This window comes from Natronolimnobius baerhuensis (assembly GCF_002177135.1).
GTDB lineage: Archaea > Halobacteriota > Halobacteria > Halobacteriales > Natrialbaceae > Natronolimnobius > Natronolimnobius baerhuensis.
The window spans coordinates 922634-949416 of sequence record NZ_MWPH01000001.1 but is presented as its reverse complement, the minus strand read 5'-3'; the positions used below and the strand labels follow the sequence as shown (position 1 = coordinate 949416).

Below are 26783 nucleotides of genomic sequence, written 5' to 3'. Positions count from 1 at the left end.
GAATCGGGTACGAACACAATACTGTTATATCGCCGGTCGCAAACACTGTAGCAACTCGAAGTCGCTGCCCTCGAAACTGCTCGAGTACAGCACGCATCTGTTGCCCTCATCTCCATCGCTCACTCGCTATGCCCACACCATCCGCACTTACATCCGAGGCCGACGACTCTGGTTCCAGTTCACTGAGCCGCCGCGCAATGCTTTCGGCGACCGCCGGCCTTACTGTCTCGACCAGCGGCTGTATTCGCCAGTTTCGAAGCGCGGTCAACCGCGACGGCTACGATCCACTCTCCCTGACGATTACGACCGTCCCTGCCGACGGCGACCGCGAAAGCATCCAACTCTCTCGAGCAATCAGAGACGTCCTCGAGACGGCAGGAATCGACGTTTCGATTGATATGCGCGCTGACGAGGAGTTTCGCCGGTCAATTTTGCTCACCCACGACTACGACATCTACGTCGGCGAACATCCCGGCGACGCCGACCCAGCCTTTCTCTATGAAACGCTTCACTCACAGTTCGCCGAGGAAGCAGGTTGGCAGAACCCATTCGGATTTACGAATCTCTTCGTCGACGAGCGCCTCGAGGCCCAACGCAGTGCTACCGATGACGAGCGCGCCGAGGCCGTGACAGATTCACTCGAGGCGGTCGCGACCGAACAGCCGTTCATTCCAATCTGCGTGCCGACCGAGTATCGAGTCGCCAGAACCGACCGCATCGATGGCTGGGGGGCGGACGACCGTCACCCGACGACCGCACTGGGCTATCTGGGCCTCGAGACGACTGCGGATACCGACGATGAGGCGTTCGAACTCCGGGCAGCACATACGGACGCCCGCCCGTCACAGAATCTCAACCCCCTCTCGGTGGAGTATCGGAACCGCGGGACAGTCGTCGATCTCGTCTACGATTCGCTCGCTGTCGAATCGGCGACAAATTTCGAGACGCACGCACTCGACTCCGACGCGGCCGCAGCGGTCGCCGACGACGAGACGGCCGTGACGGAGTCGACAGCTGCGGACCCAGACAACGATACTGACGTGGACGACCAGACTACTGACCTCATCCCTTGGCTTGCCGCCAATTGGGAGTGGGACGACGACACCATGACAATCGAGTTGCGCGAGGACTGTCTGTTCCACGACGGCGAACCCGTCACCGCCACAGACGTCGCGTTCACCTACGAGTTCCTGGCAGATACGACGCTTGGTGCTGATGGCGCACCAGCACCCACCCCTCGCTACCGCGGTCGAGTCGATGCTATCGACTCGGTTGCACTGGACGACGCCGACGACTACCGCCTCGAGGTGACGGTTTCGACCAGCCAGAACGTTGGCGAGCGCGCACTCACTGTCCCAATTCTTCCCGAGCACATCTGGCGTGAGCGCACGAGTTCCCCAAGCGTTCCGGGCGTCCACGTCGCCCCGGGAACGACCGATGCACTCATCACGGACAACGTCCCGCCGGTCGGCAGCGGCCCGTTCGAATTTGAGAGCCGAACCGACCGCGAACACGTTACGTTCGAGCGCTTTGACGATCACTTCACGCTCCGAGAGGATGTTGACCTCCCCGAACCGACCGTCGATGAGTTCCGCATCCAGATCGACCCGCGAAGTACCTCCGCAATCGCGCTCGTCGCAGACGGCGACGCAGACGTGACGACAACCCCCCTCGAGAGCTACGTTGTTGATGACGTCCTCGAAGACACCGCAGACGATGTGGCCGTCCTCGAGTCGGCCTCGTGGTCGTTCTATCACCTTGGATTCAACAGTCGGCGAGCGCCGTTTGGCAACCCGAACTTCCGGCGGGCGGTTGCGCGATTGATCGACAAAGAGTGGCTGGTCGAATCGGTCTTCGATGGTCACGCTCGCCCGATTGCGACGCCCGTGACCGACGAGTGGACGCCCGAGTCGCTCGCGTGGGATGGCAACGATCCGGAAACGCCGTTCGTCGGAACGGACGGCGAGATTGAGGCAAGCACCGCACGCACCCTGTTCGAGGACGCAGGCTTCAGCTACGATACAGATGGGAATCTGCGGGTGAGAGACTAATGTTAGTTCAGGTGCTTGTGCAACTGGCCGTTGTCGTCACAGTCATGACCTGCGTCTCGATTGGCCTGTTCGTTGGGCGCTATCGACTTCGGGAGACGCTCACGGAGTGGCGAAGCCGAGTACGCGCGATTACCCCGATTGCAGCCTTTCTCGCGGCAGTGTTGTTGTTCAACAGCGTTGCCAGACAGTACGGCCCTGATTTCTCGTGGCTTCGCTTTGTCGAGTGGAACATTACGTGGGCCATCTACGACATTGAGGGGCAGTTCATTCTCTGGCTCCAGTCATACTCGACGCCCGAAATCACCGCGTACTTCTCGTTTATCTACATCTATGGCTACGTTTTCTTGCTCGTGTTTCCCGTTATTGCGTACTTCGCACTCTCGAATACGCGACCAGCACGAGAGCTGTTGGCGGCGTATGCACTGAACTACATCCTTGGGCTGATTTGCTATACGTTCATCATCGCCTACGGGCCACGAAACATGATGCCCGAACTCGTCGAGGCACTGCTGTACGATACGTACCCACAGTACCAGCATCTCACCCGGCAGGTCAACCGCAACACGAACGTCTTCCCATCGCTGCACACCTCACTTGCAGCGACCGTGACCTTTCTTGCCTACCGCACGCGCGATGTCTATCCCAAGTGGTTCCTCGTTGCCACCGTCCTCGGCGTCTCCGTTGCCATCTCGACAATGTACCTTGGCATTCATTGGGTAATCGACGTCGTCGCCGGGGTCGGACTCGCCTACATCAGCGTCGCACTCGCCGGCACACTCGTCGGCCGCTGGTCGCTTTCGGCCTGGCTCGAGGGCCACAGACCATCGATTCCAGCTATCGGACGCAGTGAGAGTGATCGGCCAGAGACAGAGTCTGAGACAGAGCCGACGCGGACAGACGAAACGAAGTACTGAGAGCGGACAGCGACACCACTCTCGTCTCAAATACTACGCGCAGCAAAACGAATAACGTCAGTGTCGCCGACTCGGCGTCGGAGTCGACGAACAGTATGGGTTAGTTGTCCTCGAGGGCGTCGGCGATGCGCTTGAGCGCGCGGGTCTGGTCGCGCATTTCGTCGCGCATCTGGCGAACTTCGCGGACGAGTTCCTCGTTGCTCTCCTCGCCACCGCGTCCGCCTGGGCCGCCTGGGCCACCGGGGCCACCGCCCATCATGCCGCCCATCATCTGTGCGAAGGGATTACCGCCGCCACCCATTCCGCCGGGACCGCCACCGCCGCCACCGAACGGACTCTCGGGTGGCTCGCCCTCACCCTCGCCTTCTTCCGCGCGCTTTTCGCGGATTTCCTCGACGCGCTCGCGGAACGATTTTTCTTCCTCAGCGTCACCGTTAGCATCGCCGTTCTCGGCTGGGTCGTTTTCGTCCGTCATACCCTCCGATTCTGTGCGACTGCGGAAAAGGATTGCCATGTTTTCGATTCAACGCCCGGCGAGTCCACCTCTCTCGGTTCATTTCACTTACTTCATTCAGTACACGCATCGAACATCGCAACCGCGCCGCGTTCCCGCCTCGAGGCCGTTCGCTCGCGTCCGCCGTACACAGATACCACCCCGAAGACAGTCTGCTGACGAACGACAAAGCTTGGCTTTATCAGTGCGGAGGGCGACGGTCGAGATATGCAAGGCAATCTGCCGCCAGAGGCACAAGAGAAAATCGAACAGCTTCAGGACCTGCAGGAAACCGCCCAGGAAGTCGCCGTCCAGAAGCAGGAAGCCGAATCGAGCCTCACCGAGGCCGAAAACGCCCTCGACGAACTCGATACCATCGACGAGGACACCCCGATGTATCGAAACGTCGGCGAACTGCTCGTCGAAACGGACTACGACACAGCAGCAGACGACCTCGAGGAGAAAGTCGACACGCTCGAGATCCGTCTCGAGACCCTCGAAAAGCAAGAAGACCGCGTACAAGAGCAATTCGAGAGCCTGCAGGGCGAACTCGAGGAACTGCTCGGCGGCGGCGGCATGGGCGGTCCAGCCGGCCCAGGCGGCCCAGGCGCTGGCGGCGCATAAATGTCGACCGGCGAACCGACTGCTGAGGAGATCGTCCAGACAGCGTCCGACGCTGCGGAAGGCTACGTCTTCTCGCAGTACAAACAATCAGCGGTGCGTGACCTCGACGTAACCGTCTCGTTCGAAGACGGCGTCCTCGAGGTTGACGTCTATCTCAACGCACCCGAAACGGCCGACGCCCCTGACCCGGAACAGGTCGCTGACGACGCCGCGCTTACAGCGCGAGAAGCCGTCGACGACCTGTTCGGCGAGTAATCGTCGACCGCTTTTTCGCAGTCCGTCTGTTCTCGAGTGGCATCTGTGCCTCTTTGGTACTGCAGACGTGATGGGTCGATCTTCGGTCAGTGACGAACTGGTTCAGCTACTGCATCGCTTTGACCCAGCCCGGAACCGAGGCCATGCCGTCTTTGTCCTCCCAGCCGTTCTTACGGAGGTAGGCCTCGAGATCGGTGAACTCGAACCCAAATTGCTCCTCGAGGGCGTCGACATCGGCGCTGTAGCCGACCTCGTTGAACCACTCGCACATGACGGTAAACTCCTCGCCGAAGGAGTCGTAGGCGTCTTCGATGGGGACGTGAACGGGGTCGACGTCCTGGCCGGTGACTTCTGAGAGCACGTCGGCCGTCTCGGCGAGCGTTGCTTCGTCGCCCGCGAGTTCGATTCGTTCACCGATGAACTCGTCGGGGTTCTCGAGGGCGACCGCGGCCGCATGTCCCACATCGTCGACGTCGATCATCTGCAACGAGACGCCCTCCTCGAGTGGCAAGGCGAGTTGGCCGTCTTCGACGACGTCCTCGGCGAACGCCTCGAGATTCTGGAAGAAGAAGACGGGGCCAAGTGTCGTCAGCGGCAGGTCGAGACTCTGGGCGTGGCGTTCGATTTCGTCGGCCGAATCGAAGTGCGGGACGCCGGTGTCTTCCCAGTGGCTGCCGACGCCGCTGAAGACGAGCTGGTCAACGCCTTCCTCGCTCGCAACGTCGGCGATGTTCTTTCCTTGCTGGACCTGCTGGTCGTAGCCGACCGTCCAGAAGTTGGTGACAGCGAAGACAGTATCAACGTCAGCGACGTGTGGCGCGAATGTATCCGGTTCGTCCAGGTCGCCTTCAACCATCGTCACACCGCGATCTGCCAGCGATTCGGCGGTGTCACTCGAGGCGTCGCGCGTGAGTCCGTAGACGTCAAAGTCGGTGTCAGACTCGAGGAGGTGGTCGACGACGCTGCCACCCTGGTTGCCGGTTGCGCCGGTGACGAGTACGCTCGTGGCCATGTTAGTTCACCTCTGGGACGGCGGTGAGTGTGGTGGTCGTAGTGTGATCGTCGATTCGGACGGTTGCTTCGGTCTCTGGTTTCATTACGTTACCTGGTTCGTCAGGTAACTACATAGCTGTTTGGCGACACGAAAGATACCACGTGACATCGATGTTAGCTCGCTCGAGTCGGTGCACTCAGTCCCGAGAGTTGTGACTCTCGACGATGGGGGACAACGGACGTACCTATCGGACGGATAACCGACTCGAGCAGGGCGCTGTAATATAGTAACAACTGCAACTATTTACACACTGATCGCCGAGCTATCTGTCGATCAGGTGTGCATTGACTTGCAGTGGCTACTATACTTGTGAGAAGAACCCAGACAACCGACACTGCGTTACTGCGACTCGCAGATGCCGATGAAGTTCTCGAAGATCTCGTCACCCTCCTCGGTGTGGGCGACTTCGGGGTGCCACTGGACGCCGTAAATATCGCGGTCGGTGTTACTCATCGCCTCAACATCGCAGACGTCGCTTTTCCCGGTGAGTTCGAAGCCCTCTGGGAGCTCTTTGACCTCGTCTGCGTGACTCGCCCAGACACGCGTTTCGGGGTGCAAGGAGCCAGTCAGCGGGTCGTCGCTGTCGACGATTTCGACCGTGACGTCGGCGTAACCGCCGTACTCGCCGCCGCCGACGCGACCGCCCAGTTCTTCGGCGATGAGTTGCATCCCGAGACAAATTCCCAGAACGGGGACGTCGGCCTCGAGATAGTCAGCGGACGTCCCGATCCGGTCCATGTCGGGGCCACCAGAGAGGACAACGCCGTCAGCGTCGACGTCTTCAGGGGCGGTGTCGTTGTCGACCAGTTCGGTTTCGACGCCGAGATCGCGAAGCGCCCGGCGCTCTAAGTGCGTAAACTGCCCGTGGTTGTCCACCACGACGATTTTCGTCATTGAGCGTTCCTAGTGAGTCACTCGGTAAAAACGGTCCGGAACGCAATCTCTGGGCAATTGTCACCACACACGTCGCGTCTTTTATGTGTTGATAGTGTGAACCAACGCCGAGAATGGATCCCCCACTGGCACTGGACGCACCACGAGAGACCCAGACAATTCGTGTGCCCCCGGCAGACATACAGGCGTACCGAGACTGGGCACTCGAGGGGACCGGACTCACTGCCGCGGCACGCGTCACCGATTCTGCCGGCCGAATCGCACTCGTCAAAAACAGTTGGTCGAACGGCTGGATCGTCCCTGGCGGTGCGGTCGAACCGGGCGAAGACCTTGCAGCAGCCGCGAAACGGGAAGTGCGCGAAGAAACCGGACTCGAGGCGGCCATCCATGACTGCATTCTCGTAATCAATCAGACGTACATCTCGAGGGCTGACCCAGCAACGCAGGTATCCACGCAGTTCGTCGTCTTTGATGCAGCGGCGACCGGGACGATTTCCGATCCTGCTCAACTGGGTGTCGAAGCGGGCGAAATTCGCGCGGCACAGTGGTTCAGAACGCTTCCAGACAATCTTCACGACGACGAACTGTTCCGACCGTATCTGCGAGAGTGACCTGGTTCAACTCTCAACATCCCGTACGTTTATGCTGGTGCCGCCGGAGAGTGTGTGTATGGCACTCGATGTGCGCGAGTTCGAGCATCCGTCCTGGATCACCGCTGCAGGCACCGTCACCGGCTATTTGCTGATTCTCGCCGTGTTGACTGTCGCACTGTTCGTCGTTCCGTGGCTCATTTTTGCGGCGCTGTAGGCACTGCTCTCGAGCAGGTGAAAGTCGGTGGGTTCGCTCGAGGGCGGTCGTACCTACGCAGCAGCCAACTGCATACTCGCGTCGAAGGAGAAGAACTCGAGAACTGCTGTCTCAGGCGAACGTCTTCGAGACGTCGTCGGTCTCGTCGGATTCAGCCTGAACTTTGTCCCAGGCGTTCCGGAAGTCGTCCATCGTGATCTCGGTTCGGTCGTCGCGGATGGCAAACATCCCGGCTTCCGTACAGATCGCTTTCACGTCGGCACCGGAGGCTTCGGTGGCCTCCTCGGCCAGTTCGGCGAATTCGACGTCGTCGGCGACGTTCATCCCGCGCGTGTGGATCTCGAAGATAATCTCGCGACCTTCCTGGTTTGGCTTTGGCACTTCGATGAGGCGGTCGAATCGGCCCGGGCGCAAAATTGCGCGGTCGAGCATGTCGAAGCGGTTCGTTGCCGCAATAATGCGGATATCGCCTCGGTCCTCGAAGCCGTCCATTTCCGAGAGCAGTTGCATCATGGTGCGCTGGACCTCGGCGTCTCCTGACGTTTTGGACTCCGTTCGCTTGGCAGCGATGGCGTCGATTTCGTCGATGAAGAGAACAGCAGGTTCGTGCTCGCGGGCGACCTTGAACAGGTCGCGGACGAGCTTTGCGCCTTCCCCGATGAACTTGTGGACGAGTTCGGAGCCGGCCATCTTGATGAACGTCGCGTTCGTCTGGTTCGCGACGGCCTTGGCAAGCATCGTCTTGCCGGTGCCCGGCGGCCCGTAGAGAAGGACACCACTTGGCGGGTCAATCCCGACATCGTCGAACATCTCGGGATTCTCGAGTGGCATTTCGACGGTCTCACGAACTTCCTGCATCTGTTCTTCGAGGCCGCCGATATCCTCGTAGCTCACTTCGGGGCTCTCGGTGACTTCCATCACGCGAGCGCGCACGTCGGTGTCGCCCGAGAGGGTCTTGACGATAGAAAGCGAGTTGTTGACGGCGACTCGTGCGTCTGGCTCGAGATCGTCGCGCATCTCGTCGGTGACCTCGGTCAGGGCCTCCTGGTTGTTTCCGTGCTGTTTGATAATGACGCCTTCGTCCGTTAGTTCCTGGACGGTGGCGACGAACAGCGGCGACTGCTTAAGTTTCTTGTTCTCGTGGGTCAGTCGCTCGAGTTTCTGCTGGTATTTGTTGTTCTCGGCGTTCGCATCGAGGAGTTTGTCACGCATCTCCTCGTTTTGCGACTCGAGGTCCTCCAGCCGGTCCTCGAGCGTCTGGATCTTCTCCTGTTGGGACGCCTCGTCCTCTTCGTATGGGAGGTCGACGTCGTCCACAGTGTCGGTCATCATCGTTGCTTTAGGGGCTGGTTCATAAGAGGCTTCGGGTCGGGACACTTTCCCGACAGATATAACTCCTAAGCATTAGACGAAACAGAAAATATTATCACCTTGTATTCGATATGGGTAGTTGATGAGCGCTTCAGAGTCGATCCGACAGGAGGCTGACGATAGGGGTAGCTGGGATGACGTCCGCGACCTCCCACCGAGTGCGAAACTCGTCGCGAAAGTCCTCGAGTACAACGACACGATGACCCAACAGCAGATCGCAGACGAAACGCTGCTTCCCTCCCGAACCGTCCGCTACGCGCTGAATCGTCTCGAGGAAGAGAACGTGATCGACTCTCGGTTTTCGTTCTCGGATGCGCGAAAGCGCCTGTACACGCTCGATATCGAATCGTAACCGCGTCTCTCTGTTCTGCTCTTTGCGTTCCGTTCTCGCTCGCGAGCGAACGGCGCTGTAAACGTCTCAGATTTACTTTCACTCCGGTCGCGGAACCCCTTTAGGCCCCACGCGCCAATGACCGGCAATGACGCGGGTTATCCACACGGGCGATACCCACATCGGGTACCAACAGTACAATTCGCCCGCGAGACGAGACGACTTTCTCGCCGCCTTCCGGCGCGTCGCCGAGGACGCCGTCGCGGACGATGTCGACGCCGTCGTCCACGCGGGCGATCTCTTTCACGACCGACGGCCGGGACTGGTCGATCTGCAAGGCACCGTCGAGATTCTGCGAACGCTCGAGAAAGCCGATATTCCCTTCCTCGCCGTCGTCGGCAATCACGAGGGGAAACGCGACGCACAGTGGCTCGATCTGTTTTCGGATCTCGGCCTTGCAACGCGACTTGGCCCGCAACCCGAGGTCATCGGCGACGTCGCCCTATACGGCCTCGATTTCGTCCCGCGCTCGAGACGCGAGGATCTCGAGTACGAGTTTTCCTCCGTGCCTGATGAGGCCGACCACGCAACGCTCGTCAGTCACGGCCTGTTCGAGCCCTTCGCCCACGCCGACTGGGATACCGAGCGCCTTCTCTCCGAATCGACAGTCGAGTTCGACGCCGTCTTGCTCGGAGACAATCACAAACCCGACACTGCCGAGGTACAGGACACCTGGGTCACTTACTGCGGGTCGACCGAACGCGCGAGCGCCAGCGAACGCGAGGATCGAGGCTACAATCTCGTCACCTTCGAAACCGACAACGACGAGGGCGACGCAGTCGCCATCAGCCGCCGCGCACTCACCGACACCCGCGACTTCGAGTTCGTCGACGTCGATCTCGAGGATGGCGAGGGAATCGACCGCGTCCAAGAGCGCGTCCGCGAGTACGAGGTGGAAGAGTCGGTCGTCATCATCACAATCGAGGGCGACGGACGGCCAGTCACTCCCGCCGCTGTCGAGGAACTGGCAATCGACCGCGGGGCGCTCGTCGCCCGTGTCAACGACCGACGCGACCTGCCGGACGAAGACGACGACGTCTCAGTAAGTTTTGCAGACCCTGACGACGCTGTCCGTGAACGGGTTCGCGAACTGGGACTCAGCAACGCCGCCCTCGAGATCGACAAGACGGTTCGCGACGGCGACCTCGTTGACTCGAACGTCCGCGAGTCAGTCGAACGCCGCGTCCGCGACCTCCTCGAGGACGACCAGTCTGCGTTCGACCCTGCACCGGCTCGCAGTCCCGACGACGAGGACGTGACGACGGTTGCAGATCAGCTCTCGAGTGCAACTGAACCGGCTGAGGAAACTGCGGATGAACAGACGGCTGCCAAACAGACGAGTGAGGAGACACAGACAGCCGAAACCGACCAACCGACTGGTGAACCTGAAACGGCCACTGCAGACGACTCGTCCGACGGTTCCGAATCCGCCGAGTCCACCGAGTCTGCTGACTCCGTCGAGTCAACCACGGAGCGTGAGCAAACCACGCCACAGTCGACCGACGAGGACGCCTCACTGGGTGATTTCGCATGAGAGTCGACCGCGTCCGCCTGCAGAACTTCAAGTGCTACGGCGACGCCGACCTCTCACTCGAGCGCGGCGTCACCGTCGTCCACGGTGTCAACGGCAGCGGCAAATCGTCGCTACTCGAGGCCACCTTCTTCGCCCTGTATGGCTCGAAAGCGCTCGACGACCGCACGCTCGATGACGTGATTACGACCGGCGAAGACGAAACCGAAATTGAACTCTGGTTCACCCACGACGGCCGCGACTATCACATCGAACGCCACCTCAAACTACGCGGAGATCGGGCGACGACGACGAAATGTGTCCTCGAGACGCCTGCAGAAACTATCGAGGGTGCACGTGACGTGCGCCACGAGGTGACCGAACTGCTACGCATGGACGCCGAGGCGTTCGTCAACTGCGCCTACGTCCGACAGGGCGAGGTCAACAAACTCATCCACGCCTCGCCGAGTGACCGCCAGGACATGATCGACGACCTCCTCCAGTTGGGAGCACTCGAGGAGTACCGCGAACGCGCGAGCAAGGCTCGACTCGGCGTCAAGTCGGTACTCGACGGCCAGCGCGAGGTCGTCGATGACGTCCGCACGCAAGTCCAGCGCAAGGAGGACAAAGACCTCCACGAGCGCCTGAACGGTCTCGAGTCGCGCCGAACCGAGATCAACGAGGAACTCGAGCACTTTGAAACCCAGCGCGACCAAGCACAGGAGACACTCGAGACCGCCGAAGACGTCCTCGAGCGCCATACCGAAACCCAAGCAGAGATTTCCGATCTCGCGGACGAACTCGAGGAACTCCGTGCGAAAATTTCCGAGACCGAACAGCAACGCAACGAGGCGAAAGACCGGATTCGAGACCTTGAGACAGAGCGTGAAGCCCTCGAAGACGAACGCGAGGAACTGCTGTCCGCGGTCGATCTGGAAGAAACGACAGTCGATGCACGGATCGAGACACTCGAGGCGCGCGATGACGACCTTCGAGACGATCTCGAGGAGGTCCGCGTCGCGATTACGGAAACCAACGGCGAACTTGACCGTCTTCGCGACGCGGCTGCCGATCTCGAGGAACAGGCTGAGACAGCCCGTGAAAAGGCGTCCACGCTCGAGGACCGACTCGAGGACGACAGCGCGGCTATCGAAGACCGTGAGGGCGACCTCGAGGAACTCGCTGACGAGATTGCGACGACTCGAGCGAAGTTCGACGACGCGCCGATTGCGTTCGGTGAGGCAGCCGACAAACGCGAGGAACTCGAGCAGCGCCGCGAGGAGTTGACCGACGAGATCAACGAGAGTACTGCAGAACGCAAAACCGTCGAAAACGCAATCGATGAGGGCGAGCGCCTGCTCGAGGAAGGCAAGTGTCCAGAATGTGGCCAGCCAGTCGAGGAGTCACCACACGTCGACGTTCTTGATGACAAACGCGAGGAACTGACGACTATCGAGGAACGGCTCGCGGAACTCGAGGCCGACCGCGAGGACCTCGATGACCGACTCGAGCGACTGGCAGACCTCCGCGACGCCGAGCGCCGTGTCGAGCGACTCGAGGAAAACCGTGAGAATATCGAGCAGTTGCTCACGGAGAAACGCGACACGCTCACAGAGCGACGTGAGCAGCGCGAGACACTGCTCGAGGATGCCGAGGAGTACGAATCCGAGGCTGCCGAAAAACGCGAGGCCGTGTCTGACCTCGAGGAGACGGTCGAGGACAAACGCGCCGAACTCGGCGAGATCAACAGCGAGCGCGCTGAGATTAAACCCGAACTCGAGTCGCTGCGCCGAATTGCGGACATCGACGACGAACATGACGACATCACGCGCGAGATTGAAACCCTGCGCGAGCGCCGCCAGAGCTGGCACCAGTTGAACGAAGAACGGCGCGACACGCTCTCGAGCAAACGCGAGCGCAAACGCGACCTCGAGTCCGAGTTCGATGACGGCCGCATCGAGACGGCGCGGACGGACAAGCAAACCGCCGAGAGCTACCTCGAGCAGGTTGGAGACAAACTCGACGAACTCGAGGAGAAACGCACCGAGATCCAGAACGCAATTGGTGCCGTCGAGAACGAACTCGAGGAACTCGAGCGGCTTCGCGAGCGACTTTCGGACCTCGAAGCCCGCTGTGAGCAACTCGAATCACTCTATACTGAAGCGGAAACGCTCCAGACGACCTATGGTGAGTTGCGCACAGAGCTTCGGCAACGCAACGTCGAAACGCTCGAGCGACTGCTGAACGAGACGTTCGAACTGGTCTATCAGAACGACTCCTACGCGTCAATCGAACTCGATGGTGACTATCGCCTGACGGTCTATCAGAAAGACGGCGAAGCGCTCGAGCCCGAACAACTCTCCGGCGGCGAGCGGGCGCTGTTTAACCTCAGCCTGCGGTGTGCGATCTATCGCCTGCTTGCAGAAGGCGTCGAGGGCACTGCGCCGATGCCGCCGTTGATTCTCGATGAGCCGACCGTGTTCCTCGATTCGGGCCACGTTACCCAACTCGTCTCGCTAGTCGAGTCGATGCGGAAACTGGGCGTCGAACAGATCGTCGTCGTCAGTCACGACGAGGAACTCGTCGGTGCGGCCGACTCACTCGTCCGCGTCGAAAAAGATGCAACGTCGAACCGCTCGCGACTCGAACAGGGTGAACCGCCGGAGACAGCCCTGCTCGCAGCGGAGTAGTCACTCGCGCAAACGCGTCGCTTGGGCAGGTCCTCGTCGCTGAATGAGAAGCAAACGCCGGTTAGCTATCCTGTACTGGCTGTGTATTCGAGATTGTCGTTGCTTCCGCCTCGCTGGTCGTTTCGTCGTCGGTGTCGCGCTCGTGGTTGTCCGCAGGCGTTCGAATTGCTTCCAGTGCCGTGGTACACTCCTCAGTCAGCCGATAGCCGCGTTCGCCACCGACAGCTGTTTCGTCGATCAGGTCTGCCGACGAGAGGACCGTCAATCGCCCGTGCAGATCGCTCTCACAGCAGGTATCGGCTTCGAGCAGCGCTCGGACGGAGAGTGGGCCACGCGCCTCGAGTTCGAGGAGGATTCCCAACGTCGTCTCGTCGTGAACGTTTGTCAGGAGCGTTCGAACGGCTGGCGAGATCGTCTGTGCGAGGGTTTCGAACGTGCTCTCGTCGCTCGACTCGAGGCGGTCGTTCTGGATGTAGCACTCGTTTCCAGTGTCTGGGTCACGAACGAGGCTGGCCTGTGTGGACTGTTTGAGCAAGAGGTACCGCTTTCCCGTATCGTCCTGGACGGTTTTCATGATGAGTCTGGGTCGTCCGGTACCCGTTGTTCGGCGACCTCGCTTGAAGGCCTTTCGCCACTGTCACCAGTATCGTCCTCGCGCTCGTCGGTGTCCTCATTGGTCTCATCGTCATCGGCCTCACGCGAGCGCTGGTACTGCCTGTATCGCCGGAACGCGAACCCGAACAGGACGACGCCGATCACCAGCAATGGGATACCGCGGTCTGTCGAGCCGTCGAAGATCAGAAAGAGCGCCCCAAGCGAAACGGCGAGAACGGCCCCGTTGATCACGAGCACGAGCGCGACGAACGTCTCGAGGAGGTCGTCGGGAATCTCCGAGAAGTCGACGTCCTCGAACTCGGTTGCAACGTCTGACTCTGGCTCGAGGGAGTCTGGATCCGTTATGTCGGGAATGCTGGCTGCCTCGAGTTCGGTATCCGACTTGAGGTCCGACACAAATCCCGAGCCGGCGTCTTCCGTCTCGACTTTCGGAATCGACAGGCCGTCGCGCTCGCCGTCCGAGCCATCGGCTGGGCCAGACTCGTCTGCGTCGTGATCGGACCGGTCGGTTCCCACAGTAGCTCTGTGGTGGAGCGCCACAAAAAGGATTCGCGTTCATATTCGTGACGAACGCGGTTGAAACGATTAAACGACGTCCTCGAGCGTCAACGTCTTGGATGTCTCCACCCAGGCGAGGGGATTTTCCGCGTCATAGAAGACAACACCGTCGTCAATCTCGTAGGATTCAATCGTCTCGACGCCTGCGGGTTCACTACTCGGTTCACGCCCGTCCGCCGTGTCATCAGAAATACGGGTTGACAACGTCGATCACCTATGACTATGGTATGTGTTACCACATTATATGTCTTGTTGCTCCCGCAAGGTTGGCGGGGAGTTTTGGGTGGCGCGACTTTAGGCGAGATTTCCCGCTGTCTCGAGTGCGGATTGCAGGGGTTTTTATCCAGCCGTTTCCAACTGCGATATCATGACTGAGGCGGGTCAGAGCGGACTTTCAGAGTTTGCCACGACGGCCGACGACGCAGACGCACAAGCACGGCCGGACGAGGAAGCGGCCCACGTCGCCGGCAACGGCGGCTCGAGCGCTGCGGAGGTTATCGACGTTCTCGAGGAAACGCTGCCCGAAGCACAAGGCGAACTCGAACTCGCCGTCATGCAGGTCGACTACACCATCGCGGGCTACGGCGACGAGGAACGGCCCATCATGCACGTCTTCGGTCGTACCGCCGAGAACGAACTCGAGCACGTCCAGGTCGTCGGCTTTCGACCGTACTTCTACGCGCCGACGGAGACACTCGAGCGCCCGCCCGAAGACCAGTACGACCGCCTGACCGACAGCGAAACGGAAGACGAGAACGGCGACTCCTACGAGAGTATCCGTGGCGAGGACCTCACGAAGATTTTCGGCCAGACGCCTCGAGACGTTGGGCAAATCCGTGATGACTTCGAGCACTACGAGGCCGACATCCTGTTCCCGAACCGGTTTTTGATCGACAAGGATATCCAGAGTGGCATTCGCGTCCCGGAACGACGCGCTAACGACGATTCGCTCGTCGTTCCCCACACCGAGGTTGAAGCCGTCGACGTCGACGCTGACCCGCGCGTTCTGACGTTCGACATCGAAGTCGAGGACCGCCACGGCTTCCCAGAAGACGGCGAGGAGCCAATTGTCTGTCTGACCAGCCACGACTCCTACCGCGACGAGTACGTCATGTGGGTCTGTGCGGCTGAGAGGGGCAACGGTGAGATCCCCGCGGAGATCACCGACTACGAGCCAATCGAGGGTGCAATCGACCACGAGGTCCGCGCCTTCGACGCGGAAGAGGCCATGCTCGAGGCCTTCGTCGACTACGTCCGAGAGACGGATCCGGACGTCATGACCGGCTGGAACTTCGAGGATTTCGACGCGCCGTACTTCCTCGACCGCCTCGAGGAGTTGCAGGGACCACACCACGACTACGATCTCGAGATCGACCGCCTCTCTCGCATCGACGAAGTCTGGCGCAGTAACTGGGGCGGTCCCGACATCAAAGGCCGGGTCGTCTTCGACCTGCTGTATGGCTACCAGCGAATGGTGTTCTCCGAACTCGACTCGTACCGACTCGACGCTGTCGGCGAGGCCGAACTCGGCGTCGGCAAGGAGCGCTACGCCGGCGACATCGGTGATCTCTGGGAGGACGATCCGACACAACTGCTCGAGTACAACCTCCGGGACGTCGAACTCTGTGTCGAACTCGACCGCCAGCAACACATCATCACGTTCTGGGATGAGGTGCGCGCGTTCGTCGGCTGCAAACTCGAGGACGCGCCGACGCCGGGCGATGCGGTGGACATGTACGTCCTGCATCAGGCCTACGGCGAGTTCGCGCTGCCCTCGAAGGGCCAGCAGGAAGCGGGCGAGGAGTACGAGGGCGGGGCCGTCTTCGAGCCGATTACGGGCGTCAAAGAAAACGTCACTGTCCTCGACCTGAAGTCGCTGTACCCGATGTGTATGACGACGATCAACGCGTCGCCAGAGACGAGAGTTGATCCCGACGAGTACGACGGCGAGACCTACGAAGCGCCCACTGGGACGCACTTCCGGAAGGAACCTGACGGTGTGAACCGGACGATGATTACGGAACTGCTCGCTGAGCGCGAGGAAAAGAAAGCGCTGCGAAACGAGCACGAACCTGGATCGCCCGAGTACGAGCAGTATGACCGCCAGCAGGGAGCCGTGAAGGTCATCATGAACTCGCTGTATGGGGTGTCGGGCTGGGAGCAGTTCCGCCTCTACGACAAGGAGGCAGCGTCCGCAATCACTGCAACCGGACGCGATGTGATCGAGTTCACCGAGACCGCTGCAAACGAACTCGACTACACCGTCGCCTACGGCGACACCGACTCCGTTATGCTCGAGCTTGGCCCGGACGTCTCCAAAGACGACGCCCTCGAGCAATCGTTCGAGATTGAGGAGTACATCAACGGGCGGTACGACGACTTTGCGCGTGAGGACCTGAACGCAGAGGAGCACCGCTTCCAGATCGAGTTTGAGAAACTCTACCGGCGATTCTTCCAGGCTGGCAAGAAGAAACGCTACGCTGGCCACATCACCTGGAAAGAAGGCAAAGACGTCGACACCGTCGACATCGTCGGCTTCGAGTACCAGCGTTCGGATATCGCTCCGATCACCAAGGAAGTCCAGCACCGAGTCATCGAGATGATCGTCAAGGAGGGTGACGTCGAAGGAGCCAAGGAGTACGTCAACGGCATCATCGAGGACGTCCAGGCCGGCGACATTAGCCTCGAGAACATCGCGATTCCAGGTGGCATCGGCAAGCGACTGGACAACTACGATACCGACACGGCCCAGGTTCGGGGCGCGAAGTACGCGAACCTGTTGTTGGGAACGAACTTCCAGCGCGGGAGCAAGCCCAAGCGACTCTACCTCAAGCGCGTCGACCCCGCCTTCTTCCGGCGGATGGAAAGCGAAGAAGGGTTTGATCCCCAGCAGGATCACCTCTACGGGGCGTTCAAGCGCGACCCCGACGTCATCTGTTTCGAGTACGACGACGAAATCCCACCCGAGTTCGAAGTCGACTACGACACCATGCTCGAGAAAACGCTCAAAGGGCCAATCGAGCGCATTCTCGAGGCGCTCGGAGTTTCGTGGGACGAAGTCAAAAACGGTCAAGAGCAAAAAGGCCTCGACAGTTTCATGTGAGCGCTCGATGCGCTGAGTGACGTTCCACACTTGTCTGTGAGTGCCTGTCGAACACGTTCGGATATACACTGAATCGGGTCCATCCCGCAATTCGATTTTCCCTTTCGAAAACTTATTTTGCTCTTGTGGGACCGTATCCAATTGGATACGAAACCGTTATCAGGCCAACGACCGACCGTTCACACGACAGAGTACTATGGCACGTCTCGAACTACGCAACCTACACGCAGAAGTGGCGGAGGGCGACGAGAAGATTCTTGAGGGTGTTTCCCTCGAGGTCGAGTCGGGCGAAATTCACGCCCTGATGGGTCCAAACGGCTCCGGGAAGTCGACGACGGCCAAGGTCATCGCTGGCCACCCGGCCTACGAGGTCACCGACGGTGAAGTACTGCTTCACCTCGAGGACGAGGAGTTCGGCGCGGACATCGAGATCGACGAGGACCAGCGCACCTGGGACCTCCTCGACCTCGAGCCAAACGAGCGCGCGGCACTCGGTATCTTCCTCGCGTTCCAGTATCCCGCCGAGATCGACGGCGTCACGATGACGAACTTCCTGCGAACCGCACTGAACGCCAAGATCGAAGAGCGCGAAGAGCTCTTTGAGGACGACGAGGGTATCGACGAAGACGACGAAGACGACGGCTTCGAGACCTCGCCCATGGAGGGCAACGTCGACGAGGGCGAAGTTGGCGTCGCCGAGTTCCAGCAGATCCTCCAGGAGAAGATGGAACAACTGGACATGGATGAGAAGTTCGCCCAGCGCTACCTCAACGCCGGCTTCTCCGGTGGGGAGAAGAAACAGAACGAAGTCCTTCAGGCAGCCATCCTCGAGCCCTCGGTCGCCGTGCTCGACGAGATCGACTCCGGGCTGGACATCGACCGCCTACAGGACGTTTCGAACGGCATCAACGCGCTGCGCGACGAGCAGGGCACTGGTGTCCTTCAGATCACCCACTACCAGCGCATCCTCGATTACGTCGAGCCGGATCACGTCCACGTGATGCTCGACGGTCAGATCGCCAAAAGCGGCGGTCCAGAACTCGCCGAAGAACTCGAGGATAAGGGGTACGACTGGGTCCGCGACGAAGTCTACGGCACCGCGTAACCGTTTGTGGCTAGAACAACCGTAATAACGCCAGAGCCGTAAACACGACTACATACAAATCATGAGTTCCGATCAAGACCACCTAAAAGAGACAGACACTGAGGCCCGGTTCGAGTTCAAGAAGGAGGAGAACTCCGCAGTCAGATCCGGCAAGGGGCTAACCGAAGAGGTCATCCGCATGATCTCCGAGGACAAAGACGAGCCCGAGTGGATGCTCGAGCGCCGTCTCCGCGCGCTCAAGCAGTATCACAACATGCCGATGCCGACCGACTGGCCCGGCCAGCCGGATCTAACCGAACTGGATATCGAGGAGATCGTTCCCTACATCCGCCCGGACGTCGACAAGCGCGAAGGCGTCGATGACTGGACGGAGCTGCCAGACGAGATCAAAGACACCTTCGACAAGTTGGGTATTCCGGAAGCCGAGAAGAACGCCCTCTCGGGTGTTGGTGCCCAGTACGAGTCTGAGGTCGTCTACCAGAACATGCAAGAACAGTGGGAGGAGAAAGGCGTGGTCTTCATGAATATGGACCGCGCGGTCAAAGAGCACCCAGAACTCGTCAAGGAGTACTTCATGACGACCTGTGTGCCCCCAAGCGACAACAAGTTCGCTGCACTCCACGGTGCCGTCTGGTCCGGTGGATCGTTCGTCTACATTCCCGAGGACGTCACCGTCGAGATGCCGGTCCAAGCGTACTTCCGGATGAACTCGGAAGGGATGGGGCAGTTCGAGCACACGCTCATCGTCGCCGAGGAAGGCTCGGAAGTCCACTACATTGAGGGCTGTTCCGCACCAAAATACGGTGCCCACAACCTTCACTCGGGCTGCGTCGAGGTCTTTGTCGGCGAGGACGCTCACGTCCAGTACTCGACCGTGCAGAACTGGTCGAAGAACACGTTCAACCTGAACACCAAACGCGCCATCTGTGAAGAAAACGCCACGATGGAGTGGGTTTCCGGCAGCATGGGCTCGAAAGCGACCATGCTCTACCCGTGTACGATCCTCAAGGGCCGCGGCGCGACGGACACCCACATCACCATCGCCTTCGCGGGCGAGGGACAGAACATCGACACTGGTGCGAAGGTCTACCACAACGCACCCGAGACGAGTTCGACCATCGAATCCAAGTCGATCTCCAAAGACGGCGGCCGCACCAACTACCGCGGTCTCGTCCACATCGCCGACGGTGCAGAGAACTCGAGCACTGCCGTCGAGTGTGACGCCCTGATGTTCGACAACGAGTCCACCTCGGACACCATGCCGTACATGGAGATCGAGGAGTCGAAAGTCGACGTCGCCCACGAGGCAACCGTCGGTAAAATCGGCGACGAGGACATCTTCTACCTTCAGTCCCGCGGCCTGGACGACGACGACGCCAAGAAGATGATCGTCGCCGGCTTCATCGAGCCGATCACGGAAGAACTGCCAATCGAATACGCGGTCGAACTCAACCGCCTCATCGAACTCGAGATGGAGGGAAGCCTCGGATAATATGAGCACGACGCAGGTACACGCCAATCTGACTGACGAACAGGTACGCCAAATTTCGGGCGACTTAGACGAACCCGAGTGGCTGCTCGAGACGCGTCTCGAGGCCCTCGAGGCACTCGAAGACCTCGAGATGCCAGACGTGATTCGGACGCCGGGTCGCGACTGGACGAATCTCCACGAACTCGACTACGAATCGCTCGTGGATCCGCTGAACGCAGCGGAGAACAAGGATCAGGTTGGACCAGACGACGTCGACGTGCTGCCGTGGGCAGAGGCAGTCGCCGAGCACGAAGACCTCATCAAAGAGCACTTTGGCTCTATCGTCGACCCACAGGAGAACTATCTGACGGCGCTGTCGACGGCGCTCTTTAGCACCGGAACCGTCATCTACGTTCCCGAAGGCGTCGACGCCGAGGACGTGACGATCCGAACCGAGCAGAACTCCCGCTCGCTGTTCAACTACACGCTCGTCGTCACCGAGGAATCGAGTTCAGTGACGATTCTCGAGCGTCAATCCACTGGTGAAGAGCAGGACGAACAGTACTACAGCGGTATCGTTGAGGTCATCGCCGGCGAGAACAGCAACGTCCAGTACGGCAGTCTCCAGAATCTCTCGGAGGAGGCCTACAACTTCTCGCTCAAGCGCGGGGACGCAGGCACGTACGCGACGATTGACTGGATCGAAGTCAACCTCGGGACGCAGCTGACGAAATCCGGCGTTTCGACGGAGCTCAATGGCGACTCCTCGGAGACGCAAATCGTCGGTGCGTTCTACGGCCACAACGACCAGCACTTCGACATCGACGCGAAGGTCTGGCACCGTGCCGAACACACGACGGCCGACCTCGTCACCCGCGGCGTCACCGACGACGTTGCGCGCTCGGTCTACGAAGGCGTTCAGGACGTCGGCCGCGACGCCTGGGACACCAGTTCCTACCAGCGCGAGAACACGCTGATGCTCTCGGATGAGTCCGAGGCCGACGCCTCGCCGAAACTGATCATCAACAACCACGACACCGAAGCCTCCCACAGCGCGACGGTCGGTCAGATCGACCAGGAGGACCTGTTCTACATGACCTCCCGCGGCATCGATCCCCGCTCCGCGCGCAACATGCTCGTCGAAGGCTTCTTCGTCCCCGTCATGGAGGAAATCGCCGTCGACGAACTCCGCGAAGACCTCGAGGAACTGGTGGGCGCTCGACTCCGCCAGCGCGAGTAAGGCCGCGGCGATCCTGTTGTTTTTGCGATTACGATCCGTCTCGTCACTCCCGAGTGACTGCATTAGTGCCCATCGCAGCCACTCTCCGAGACGACTAAGTGACCCCGGCCCGCTTGTGTGGATATGAGTTTAGGACAGCGTGTCTCGAGCGACCACCAGTTGGCCCGATTGCTCCAGATCGGGGTCGTCCTGGAGGAGGTCGTCGAGTCGCGTGCCGCCCATCATCGCGAGTCGCTGCCCGCCGAGGACCGGGCGGATCTCGATGAAGCGGTCCAGGAACTGCTCGAGGAGGCCACCAACGAATCGGCCGAGCATCGCGAACGACTCGAGGCGTTGATCGCCGAACTCGACGCCGAAACGGTCCCCTACGAGGAGATCAACGCTTTGGTCGACGCCCAGTACGGCCCGCCGGAGGATACCGACGGCGTCCTCTACGATCAATTGGCAAACGAGGAGACGGCCTACAAGTTCTATGACGATCTGATCGACGCCATCGAAGCGTCCGAGAGTGACTTCGCAATCGAACGCGAGCGCGTCCTCGAGACGCTGTATGAGATCCGCGAAGAGGAAAAAGAGGGCGTCGAGGCAGTCACGCAGATCATGGAGCGACGAGCATGACCGGCGCGACGACTCACACCGCAACGCGAGCAGTGGGGACATCCATCGAGACAGACACGGTCACCGGAGGAACGCGATGAATACAGCAGATCAGTATCTCAAGGCAGTCTATCTCGCACAACGTATCGAAGACGGCCCAGCATCGACGGGCACACTCGCAGACCTCCTCGAGGTAAGCCCAGCCAGCGTCAACGAAATGATCGGCAAACTCGAGGACCGTGGACTGGTCGAACACGAGAAGTATAAAGGGGCAACGCTCACCGATGAGGGTCTCGAGCGTGCACACAACGCCCTCCAGACCTACTGTATCATCGAGCGATTCCTCGCAAACGTTCTCGAGGTCGAGGAGTTCCGCGATGAGGCCCACGCACTCGAGAGCGTCATCGACGATACGGTTGCAGAGCGCCTCGATACGATCATCGACCGCCCGGAAGAGTGTCCGGACTGTTTCGATGCGGAAAACGACTGCTGTGAACTCCTCGAGGCCGGTGGGTGTGCGGACTGAGCGGGTCTGACTCGAGTCCTTAGTGTTCGTCACCGAATCGGAGATAGCGATGGCCAACGAACGCGGCAATGATCAGTGCGATAATCACGGTTAGTGAGAGCCCGAACGGCAGTCTCGAGGTGTCGCCGTCCCAGTCGTCCTCGAAGACGGTCGCGTAGTAACTCGCCGCAGCCTCGCCGTGGAGGGCAACGAGGACTTCACGATTGTTCTGAAACGCGTTTTCGTTCCAGTTTGCGCTGCCAACGACGGCGACCTCGCGGTCGATGATCACGCCTTTCGCGTGAATCTTTTCGAACGACGACGTGTCCTCGAGCAGTCGGGCCTCGAGTGAGGCGTCGTTGTCGACCGCCTGCTCGAGTTCGGTTGCGACGGCAGCGTTTTCGTCTTCGTGATACCACGTCGAGTCGAGCAGGAGTTTGACGTCGACACCGTCGTCGGCAGCCTTGAGGGCGGTGTCGACCAGCGAGAGGTCTGCATCGAGGCTGGCTTGCTTGATGAGAATTTCCTCGTCAGCGCCAGCGAGTAGTTCGTTGAGACGACCTTCGGCGTTATCGGGAGCGACGAGGAGTTCTGCCGACTCGACTGGGACCGATTCGGGGTCGTGAGTCGCGGGGAAGGACTGGCCTGTGTTCGCCTCGTCATCGACGAACGTTGCGTTCGCTCGGTAGGCTGCATTCGAGGCGGTATCCCAGCCCGCGAAGTCGGTATCAAAAACGGTTTCGAGGTCTGCCGCGAGGGCTTCGTCCTCGAGTGAGACACCCCAGCCGCGACTCGATTCGCCGCCAACACCTGATGGATTCCAGTTCTCGCTCATCACGAGTACGTGGTCATCGGCCACGGCGTACTTCGGATGGTGATACCGGTAGCGAGCGCCTTCACCACCAGTTGCACGTACCTCAACGCCGTTCTCCTCGAGCATCTCGAGGAGCGATTCTGTCGTCTCAGGGGTGCCACCAACTGGCCCACTCTCGAGGAGGACGGCGACGTCGACACCGCGTTCGTGGGCCGCAACGAGTTCGTCGGCGACCGACTCCGAGGTGAGCGTATAGCCCGCAAGCAGGAGTCGGTCCTCGGCCTCGCGAATCGTCTCGAGTGGGATGTCCGGACCGTCCGGCAGGACGAACACAGTTGCCGACTCGACCTCGGCACTCGAGACGGGGAGACAGGTCGCGTCTCGAGGCCACCACTGGCCGTCTGCGTCTGTCGGGGTCTGTGCCGTCGCCGACGCGGGAGCGCTGTGCGCTGTTCGGTACCACTGGTCGGCAAGTGGCGCACGCTCGTAGGACACCTGATCGACGGGATCGCCGTCAGCGCGCAGCGTCAGTGTGTCACCGTCAACAGCGAGCCGAAGTGTCCCCTCGAGTTCGAGCACGCGTTCGTCGGTCAACTGCGCAGTTTCGGTGGCGTTCATGCTTACGGCGACGCGTCCGGAGACAGTCTCGTTCGGTAGCCTCGCCGTCGTATGCCCGTCAGTCAGCGACCAGTTCTCGAGTGTGGTCTTCGGCGGCGTCTCGAGGACGAGATACTCACCGGCGTTGCCGTACGTCGTCGGATTAGGATAGAGTTCAACGATTTGTGGCGCGGCTTGGTGGTCGCTCGCGCTCGAGTGGGAACCGGCGTCGGCGACAGCGGTGTGTCCTGTTGCCGCGTTTTCACCCCTAGCTTGAGCGATCTGTGCTCGTGGGCAGGCTGGGTCGTCGAGTGAGTCCCCTGTCGCTGCCCCGTGTCGGATCACGTCGTGATGCGTGCCCGCCTCGAGCGTCGACGTGGCAGCGATGCTAGTGAGAGCGCCACCCGTCCCAATGACAACGAGTACGAGCAGGCACAGGGCGACGTATCGACCCATCGCTCTCTCTGGCCGCCCGTTCGTATATAAATCCTCGAACCGATGTGCCACGGGACGGACTCGAAACTGCGAGCGTGTTCCGGCAGAGAATACTTGTGTACTGGTGGCAAATCTTCGACGAAGAGGATGAACAATCAGTATGGATCGGTCGAGGACCTACGGCAGGCAGCCCTAGACCACTCTATCGACGACATACTTCGATTGTGTTCGCGTCCACACGTTCGAACAGTGATTGCGGCGCTTTACTCGCGGCCAGACACCACGCTCGAGCAGTTGAGCACTGTCTGTGCCGGCTCCGTTGCGGTCACTGACGACCGACTCGCGACCCAGCAAGACTTCGACCAAATCCAACGACAGCTGTATCATGCAACGCTCCCACGACTCGAGGAGTTCGGCTGGATCACGTTCGATCACGAAACAGGAACAGTCAAAGAGACTGGCATTCCCGATGCGATGTATACGTTTCTCGGGGTCGACGAAACCGAATGAACGGCCTTCACGACGCTCTCGATTCCGTCCGAACCCGACAGAAGGAACTCGAGGTGTATGCATCCGATTCCGAGATAGCAGTCGAACTCAAACAGCAGTTCGCGACACGACATGTCGATGTTGTCTCCCGCTCGCTGGCAGGACAGAAGCCCCCAGGGTTCGCCGTTCTTCGGACAGGGAATGGCGATTTCCTGGCTGCACTCGGTCTCGACCGGTTCGAGGCGCTGATTTCGCCTGATGTACTGCCTCCCTGGGAGGCCGAGACGACCGATACCGACCTGACTGAACTGTTTGATTTCCTCGAGAATACGCTCTTTAGCTCCTACGACCGACAACAGATGCTGGCCGCCGCTCGCGAAATCGAAGAACGAGCGTGGCGAACTGGGACTGGAACGTTGTATACTGGTTTCCAGACCGAAGCCGCGCTCTCGGCGCAAACGGACGTCTACGAACGGCTGGGAAGCCATCATGACCTCTCGGTGGTCGTCTTCCTACGCGAGGACTGGGATACACCGCTCGAGAATGTGACCGTCGTTTCGAACGTTGCGATGGAACTCGGCGTGTTCTGGTTCGTGATTTTCGACGGCGGCAGCGACGGCCAGCAATGTGCACTGCTGGCAGAAGAACGGGAACCTGGCTCATTTTACGGATTCTGGACGTATGAACGCGATCTCGTCGACGAACTCGTTGCGTACCTCGAGTCAACGTATCGCCACCCGTAGTCGCTGAATCAACAGAACAGGCTGGCTCAGGCGACTGGCTCGAGGTCGACGTTATCGGCTTCGGCTTTGACGAGGTAGGCGCGGTCGTCGTCGTAGTCGGCGACGATCTCGAGGGCGTCAACGGTCCCGATCTGGGCGAGTGCCCAGGCGGCACTTGCGCGGACGCGATCTTCCTCGTCGTCCGCGAGGATGTCCGCGAGCGGGTCGATGGCTCGCGTATCACCAATCAGACCGAGTGCGCGAGCGGCCCAACTTCGCACGTCGGCGTTGTCTTCGGCGAGTTGTTGGGCGAGTGGCTCGACAGCGTCTGCAGCCCCTACTTCACCGAGTGCTCTGAAGGCGGGCTTTTGCAGGTCCGGGTTGGAGTCGACGTAATCGACGAGCGCGTCAACGACTTCTTCGTCTGCGACGCCGATCTTGCCGAGAATCCGCATCGCCGCCGTATCTCGGCGGCCGGCCTTTTGGACCATCGGTTCGATGGCCGCTTCGGGCCCCATTCGTTCTAAGGCCTCGAGACAGTGATCTTCCATGAACTCCGAGCCGAGGCTGTCGTAGGCCAGCAGGATCTGGTCGACGTTCCCCCGTTTCTCGTGGACCTTCAGGGCGTGCCACTCCGGCGGGAAGTCCTTGACGTGATCGAGAACGTCATAGAACCCTTCACGGCGGAGTTGTTCACGGACCTCGAGGTCGGTCCACTCGGTGGCCTCGTCGATGTCGTCTTCGAAGTCGTCGGTCGCCTCGAGCAAGGCGGCAATCGTCTCGGCGTCATCGTCGGCGTCGAGGTCTGCTGCCTCGACGGCGTCGGTGGCCTCCGCGAGCGTGTCGCCGAGTCCTTCGCGGACCGCTTGACCGTTTTCGACTGCGTTGTCGCCCAGTTCGGCTCCGCTTGCAGGCTCGAGGTCACCGGGAACGGCCACATCGCTGCCGAGCAAACTGTTGAACTCCGCGAGGAACTCATCGACGGCGACGATCAGTTCCTCGTCGCCTTCGACGCTCCAGCGGGTACCCGTAATCGTCCCGCTGACGCCCTCTATTTCGCTGATGACGTCCTCGCCGTAGGGACCGCGCTGGTCCTCAAGATCGTCCTCGAGATCGGAGAGGTCGCTTTCGATGTCGTCGTGGCGCTCTTGGAGTTCCTCCTCGGGGGCTGGTTCGTCGTCTTCGTCATCCTCGTCGTCCGATTCCGGTGGCTCTGGAATCTCGACCGACTCGAGTTCCTCGCGGAACGACTCGAGGTCGGCTTCGACGACGTCCAGATCGGGTTCAGTCTCGGCCGACTCGAGATTCGAATCTAGTTCCTCGAGGTCGTCCTCGAGTCCGTCGAGACGGGTTCGAATGGCCTCGAGATCGACGGGTTCCGTGTCGTCTGTCTCCGGTGACTCGTCACCGTTCGTTTCGTCCTCACTCATGGTACCACCCGGGACGACGCCGACGCGTGACTGTGTTCATGTTTTACG

26 protein-coding genes are annotated in these 26783 nt (G+C 60.3%); 17 read left to right on the top strand and 9 right to left on the bottom strand.

The genetic code is table 11. From position 1 onward, the window contains the following. Positions 1–128: 128 nt before the first annotated feature. Both B2G88_RS04490 and B2G88_RS04485 read left to right on the top strand, forming a co-directional pair. Positions 129–2051 (top strand): ABC transporter substrate-binding protein, encoded by a 1923-nt coding sequence (locus B2G88_RS04490; RefSeq protein WP_087714088.1) that lies wholly within the window; start codon positions 129–131, stop codon positions 2049–2051. Continuing rightward, the gene (locus B2G88_RS04485; protein WP_087714087.1) at positions 2051–2965 is read left to right on the top strand and encodes a phosphatase PAP2 family protein; all 915 of its coding nucleotides are present in this window, start codon (positions 2051–2053) and stop codon (positions 2963–2965) included. The genes B2G88_RS04490 and B2G88_RS04485 overlap by 1 nt, the downstream gene beginning before the upstream one ends. A 100-nt stretch (positions 2966–3065) precedes the next feature. Here B2G88_RS04485 and B2G88_RS04480 read toward each other — a convergent pair whose 3' ends face one another. Then, the gene (locus B2G88_RS04480; RefSeq protein WP_054863084.1) at positions 3066–3479 is read right to left on the bottom strand and encodes a hypothetical protein; all 414 of its coding nucleotides are present in this window, start codon (positions 3477–3479) and stop codon (positions 3066–3068) included. A 207-nt stretch (positions 3480–3686) separates the two neighbouring features. On the opposite strand from B2G88_RS04480, the gene B2G88_RS04475 reads away from it, so the two are divergent. Both B2G88_RS04475 and B2G88_RS04470 read left to right on the top strand, forming a co-directional pair. Next, entirely contained in the window at positions 3687–4082 is a 396-nt protein-coding gene (locus B2G88_RS04475; protein WP_087714086.1) for a prefoldin subunit beta, read from the top strand. Then, on the top strand, positions 4083–4337 hold the full coding sequence (locus tag B2G88_RS04470; RefSeq protein WP_054863085.1) for a DUF3194 domain-containing protein: 255 nt from the start codon (positions 4083–4085) through the stop codon (positions 4335–4337). It abuts the gene before it with no gap. A gap of 106 nt (positions 4338–4443) precedes the next feature. Here the strand turns inward: B2G88_RS04470 and B2G88_RS04465 are convergent, their stop codons facing one another. Together B2G88_RS04465 and B2G88_RS04460 are read right to left on the bottom strand one after the other, a co-directional pair. Then, positions 4444–5349: an NmrA/HSCARG family protein gene (locus tag B2G88_RS04465; RefSeq protein ID WP_087714085.1), complete on the bottom strand. Its 906-nt coding sequence runs from the start codon at positions 5347–5349 to the stop codon at positions 4444–4446. 381 nt (positions 5350–5730) lie between these two features. After that, the gene (locus B2G88_RS04460) at positions 5731–6285 is read right to left on the bottom strand and encodes a GMP synthase subunit A (protein WP_087714084.1); all 555 of its coding nucleotides are present in this window, start codon (positions 6283–6285) and stop codon (positions 5731–5733) included. A gap of 113 nt (positions 6286–6398) precedes the next feature. On the opposite strand from B2G88_RS04460, the gene B2G88_RS04455 reads away from it, so the two are divergent. Together B2G88_RS04455 and B2G88_RS19440 are read left to right on the top strand one after the other, a co-directional pair. Then, positions 6399–6896, top strand: a complete 498-nt coding sequence (locus B2G88_RS04455) for an NUDIX hydrolase (protein WP_087714083.1) — start codon at positions 6399–6401, stop codon at positions 6894–6896. Between the two features lie 58 nt (positions 6897–6954). Continuing rightward, entirely contained in the window at positions 6955–7092 is a 138-nt protein-coding gene (locus B2G88_RS19440) for a hypothetical protein (RefSeq protein WP_176393173.1), read from the top strand. Between the two features lie 111 nt (positions 7093–7203). Here B2G88_RS19440 and pan1 read toward each other — a convergent pair whose 3' ends face one another. Further along, positions 7204–8421, bottom strand: coding sequence for a proteasome-activating nucleotidase Pan1 (gene pan1, locus B2G88_RS04450; protein WP_054863086.1), 1218 nt, complete (start codon positions 8419–8421; stop codon positions 7204–7206). A gap of 124 nt (positions 8422–8545) precedes the next feature. On the opposite strand from pan1, the gene B2G88_RS04445 reads away from it, so the two are divergent. The 3 genes from B2G88_RS04445 to rad50 all read left to right on the top strand — a co-directional run bounded on the left by B2G88_RS04445 (position 8546) and on the right by rad50 (position 13054). After that, positions 8546–8815: a MarR family transcriptional regulator gene (locus B2G88_RS04445; protein ID WP_054863087.1), complete on the top strand. Its 270-nt coding sequence runs from the start codon at positions 8546–8548 to the stop codon at positions 8813–8815. Between the two features lie 127 nt (positions 8816–8942). Continuing rightward, positions 8943–10388 (top strand): DNA double-strand break repair protein Mre11, encoded by a 1446-nt coding sequence (gene mre11 / locus B2G88_RS04440; RefSeq protein WP_054863088.1) that lies wholly within the window; start codon positions 8943–8945, stop codon positions 10386–10388. After that, on the top strand, positions 10385–13054 hold the full coding sequence (gene rad50 / locus B2G88_RS04435; protein WP_054863089.1) for a DNA double-strand break repair ATPase Rad50: 2670 nt from the start codon (positions 10385–10387) through the stop codon (positions 13052–13054). Before mre11 ends, rad50 begins: the two co-directional genes overlap by 4 nt. Positions 13055–13115: 61 nt before the next feature. Here rad50 and B2G88_RS04430 read toward each other — a convergent pair whose 3' ends face one another. The 3 genes from B2G88_RS04430 to B2G88_RS19435 all read right to left on the bottom strand — a co-directional run bounded on the left by B2G88_RS04430 (position 13116) and on the right by B2G88_RS19435 (position 14431). Further along, on the bottom strand, positions 13116–13628 hold the full coding sequence (locus B2G88_RS04430; protein WP_054863090.1) for a DUF7346 family protein: 513 nt from the start codon (positions 13626–13628) through the stop codon (positions 13116–13118). Beyond that, positions 13625–14185, bottom strand: a complete 561-nt coding sequence (locus tag B2G88_RS04425; protein ID WP_054863091.1) for a DUF7322 domain-containing protein — start codon at positions 14183–14185, stop codon at positions 13625–13627. The genes B2G88_RS04430 and B2G88_RS04425 overlap by 4 nt, the downstream gene beginning before the upstream one ends. 69 nt (positions 14186–14254) lie before the next feature. Continuing rightward, positions 14255–14431, bottom strand: coding sequence for a DUF7331 family protein (locus tag B2G88_RS19435; RefSeq protein WP_176393144.1), 177 nt, complete (start codon positions 14429–14431; stop codon positions 14255–14257). A 163-nt stretch (positions 14432–14594) separates the two neighbouring features. Here B2G88_RS19435 and B2G88_RS04420 point away from each other — a divergent pair, with 163 nt between their 5' ends. The 6 genes from B2G88_RS04420 to B2G88_RS04395 all read left to right on the top strand — a co-directional run bounded on the left by B2G88_RS04420 (position 14595) and on the right by B2G88_RS04395 (position 22269). Beyond that, positions 14595–17330 carry a DNA-directed DNA polymerase gene (locus tag B2G88_RS04420; RefSeq protein ID WP_087714082.1) on the top strand — a complete coding sequence of 912 codons (2736 nt, stop codon included), beginning with the start codon at positions 14595–14597 and terminating at the stop codon, positions 17328–17330. A gap of 196 nt (positions 17331–17526) precedes the next feature. Then, entirely contained in the window at positions 17527–18435 is a 909-nt protein-coding gene (locus B2G88_RS04415; protein ID WP_087714081.1) for an ABC transporter ATP-binding protein, read from the top strand. Positions 18436–18496: 61 nt separating this feature from the next. Then, the gene (gene sufB, locus B2G88_RS04410; protein ID WP_087714080.1) at positions 18497–19927 is read left to right on the top strand and encodes a Fe-S cluster assembly protein SufB; all 1431 of its coding nucleotides are present in this window, start codon (positions 18497–18499) and stop codon (positions 19925–19927) included. A 1-nt stretch (position 19928) separates the two neighbouring features. Further along, positions 19929–21146: a Fe-S cluster assembly protein SufD gene (sufD, locus tag B2G88_RS04405; RefSeq protein WP_054863092.1), complete on the top strand. Its 1218-nt coding sequence runs from the start codon at positions 19929–19931 to the stop codon at positions 21144–21146. 123 nt (positions 21147–21269) lie between these two features. Continuing rightward, positions 21270–21764: a hypothetical protein gene (locus B2G88_RS04400; RefSeq protein ID WP_054863093.1), complete on the top strand. Its 495-nt coding sequence runs from the start codon at positions 21270–21272 to the stop codon at positions 21762–21764. A gap of 76 nt (positions 21765–21840) precedes the next feature. Continuing rightward, on the top strand, positions 21841–22269 hold the full coding sequence (locus B2G88_RS04395; RefSeq protein WP_054863094.1) for a metal-dependent transcriptional regulator: 429 nt from the start codon (positions 21841–21843) through the stop codon (positions 22267–22269). Between the two features lie 19 nt (positions 22270–22288). On the opposite strand, the gene B2G88_RS04390 is transcribed toward B2G88_RS04395, so the two are convergent. After that, positions 22289–24115, bottom strand: a complete 1827-nt coding sequence (locus B2G88_RS04390) for a phospholipase D-like domain-containing protein (protein ID WP_087714079.1) — start codon at positions 24113–24115, stop codon at positions 22289–22291. Between the two features lie 42 nt (positions 24116–24157). Between B2G88_RS04390 and B2G88_RS20225 the strand changes: the two genes are divergently transcribed. Together B2G88_RS20225 and B2G88_RS04380 are read left to right on the top strand one after the other, a co-directional pair. After that, on the top strand, positions 24158–24604 hold the full coding sequence (locus B2G88_RS20225) for a DUF7344 domain-containing protein (RefSeq protein WP_449406688.1): 447 nt from the start codon (positions 24158–24160) through the stop codon (positions 24602–24604). Beyond that, the gene (locus B2G88_RS04380; protein ID WP_054863096.1) at positions 24601–25326 is read left to right on the top strand and encodes a DICT sensory domain-containing protein; all 726 of its coding nucleotides are present in this window, start codon (positions 24601–24603) and stop codon (positions 25324–25326) included. The genes B2G88_RS20225 and B2G88_RS04380 overlap by 4 nt, the downstream gene beginning before the upstream one ends. A 26-nt stretch (positions 25327–25352) precedes the next feature. Here B2G88_RS04380 and B2G88_RS04375 read toward each other — a convergent pair whose 3' ends face one another. Continuing rightward, a complete protein-coding gene (locus B2G88_RS04375; RefSeq protein WP_087714078.1) occupies positions 25353–26735 on the bottom strand; it encodes a HEAT repeat domain-containing protein in 1383 nt (460 codons plus the stop codon). Between the last annotated feature and the right edge of the window lie 48 nt (positions 26736–26783).

Coding starts and splice junctions, on each gene's coding strand:
- B2G88_RS04490 (WP_087714088.1), top strand. CDS start 129: ATGCCCACACCATCCGCACTTACATCCGAGGCCGACGACTCTGGTTCC.
- B2G88_RS04485 (WP_087714087.1), top strand. CDS start 2,051: ATGTTAGTTCAGGTGCTTGTGCAACTGGCCGTTGTCGTCACAGTCATG.
- B2G88_RS04480 (WP_054863084.1), bottom strand. CDS start 3,479: ATGGCAATCCTTTTCCGCAGTCGCACAGAATCGGAGGGTATGACGGAC.
- B2G88_RS04475 (WP_087714086.1), top strand. CDS start 3,687: ATGCAAGGCAATCTGCCGCCAGAGGCACAAGAGAAAATCGAACAGCTT.
- B2G88_RS04470 (WP_054863085.1), top strand. CDS start 4,083: ATGTCGACCGGCGAACCGACTGCTGAGGAGATCGTCCAGACAGCGTCC.
- B2G88_RS04465 (WP_087714085.1), bottom strand. CDS start 5,349: ATGGCCACGAGCGTACTCGTCACCGGCGCAACCGGCAACCAGGGTGGC.
- B2G88_RS04460 (WP_087714084.1), bottom strand. CDS start 6,285: ATGACGAAAATCGTCGTGGTGGACAACCACGGGCAGTTTACGCACTTA.
- B2G88_RS04455 (WP_087714083.1), top strand. CDS start 6,399: ATGGATCCCCCACTGGCACTGGACGCACCACGAGAGACCCAGACAATT.
- B2G88_RS19440 (WP_176393173.1), top strand. CDS start 6,955: ATGGCACTCGATGTGCGCGAGTTCGAGCATCCGTCCTGGATCACCGCT.
- pan1 (WP_054863086.1), bottom strand. CDS start 8,421: ATGACCGACACTGTGGACGACGTCGACCTCCCATACGAAGAGGACGAG.
- B2G88_RS04445 (WP_054863087.1), top strand. CDS start 8,546: ATGAGCGCTTCAGAGTCGATCCGACAGGAGGCTGACGATAGGGGTAGC.
- mre11 (WP_054863088.1), top strand. CDS start 8,943: ATGACGCGGGTTATCCACACGGGCGATACCCACATCGGGTACCAACAG.
- rad50 (WP_054863089.1), top strand. CDS start 10,385: ATGAGAGTCGACCGCGTCCGCCTGCAGAACTTCAAGTGCTACGGCGAC.
- B2G88_RS04430 (WP_054863090.1), bottom strand. CDS start 13,628: ATGAAAACCGTCCAGGACGATACGGGAAAGCGGTACCTCTTGCTCAAA.
- B2G88_RS04420 (WP_087714082.1), top strand. CDS start 14,595: ATGACTGAGGCGGGTCAGAGCGGACTTTCAGAGTTTGCCACGACGGCC.
- B2G88_RS04415 (WP_087714081.1), top strand. CDS start 17,527: ATGGCACGTCTCGAACTACGCAACCTACACGCAGAAGTGGCGGAGGGC.
- sufB (WP_087714080.1), top strand. CDS start 18,497: ATGAGTTCCGATCAAGACCACCTAAAAGAGACAGACACTGAGGCCCGG.
- sufD (WP_054863092.1), top strand. CDS start 19,929: ATGAGCACGACGCAGGTACACGCCAATCTGACTGACGAACAGGTACGC.
- B2G88_RS04400 (WP_054863093.1), top strand. CDS start 21,270: ATGAGTTTAGGACAGCGTGTCTCGAGCGACCACCAGTTGGCCCGATTG.
- B2G88_RS04395 (WP_054863094.1), top strand. CDS start 21,841: ATGAATACAGCAGATCAGTATCTCAAGGCAGTCTATCTCGCACAACGT.
- B2G88_RS04390 (WP_087714079.1), bottom strand. CDS start 24,115: ATGGGTCGATACGTCGCCCTGTGCCTGCTCGTACTCGTTGTCATTGGG.
- B2G88_RS20225 (WP_449406688.1), top strand. CDS start 24,158: ATGTGCCACGGGACGGACTCGAAACTGCGAGCGTGTTCCGGCAGAGAA.
- B2G88_RS04380 (WP_054863096.1), top strand. CDS start 24,601: ATGAACGGCCTTCACGACGCTCTCGATTCCGTCCGAACCCGACAGAAG.
- B2G88_RS04375 (WP_087714078.1), bottom strand. CDS start 26,735: ATGAGTGAGGACGAAACGAACGGTGACGAGTCACCGGAGACAGACGAC.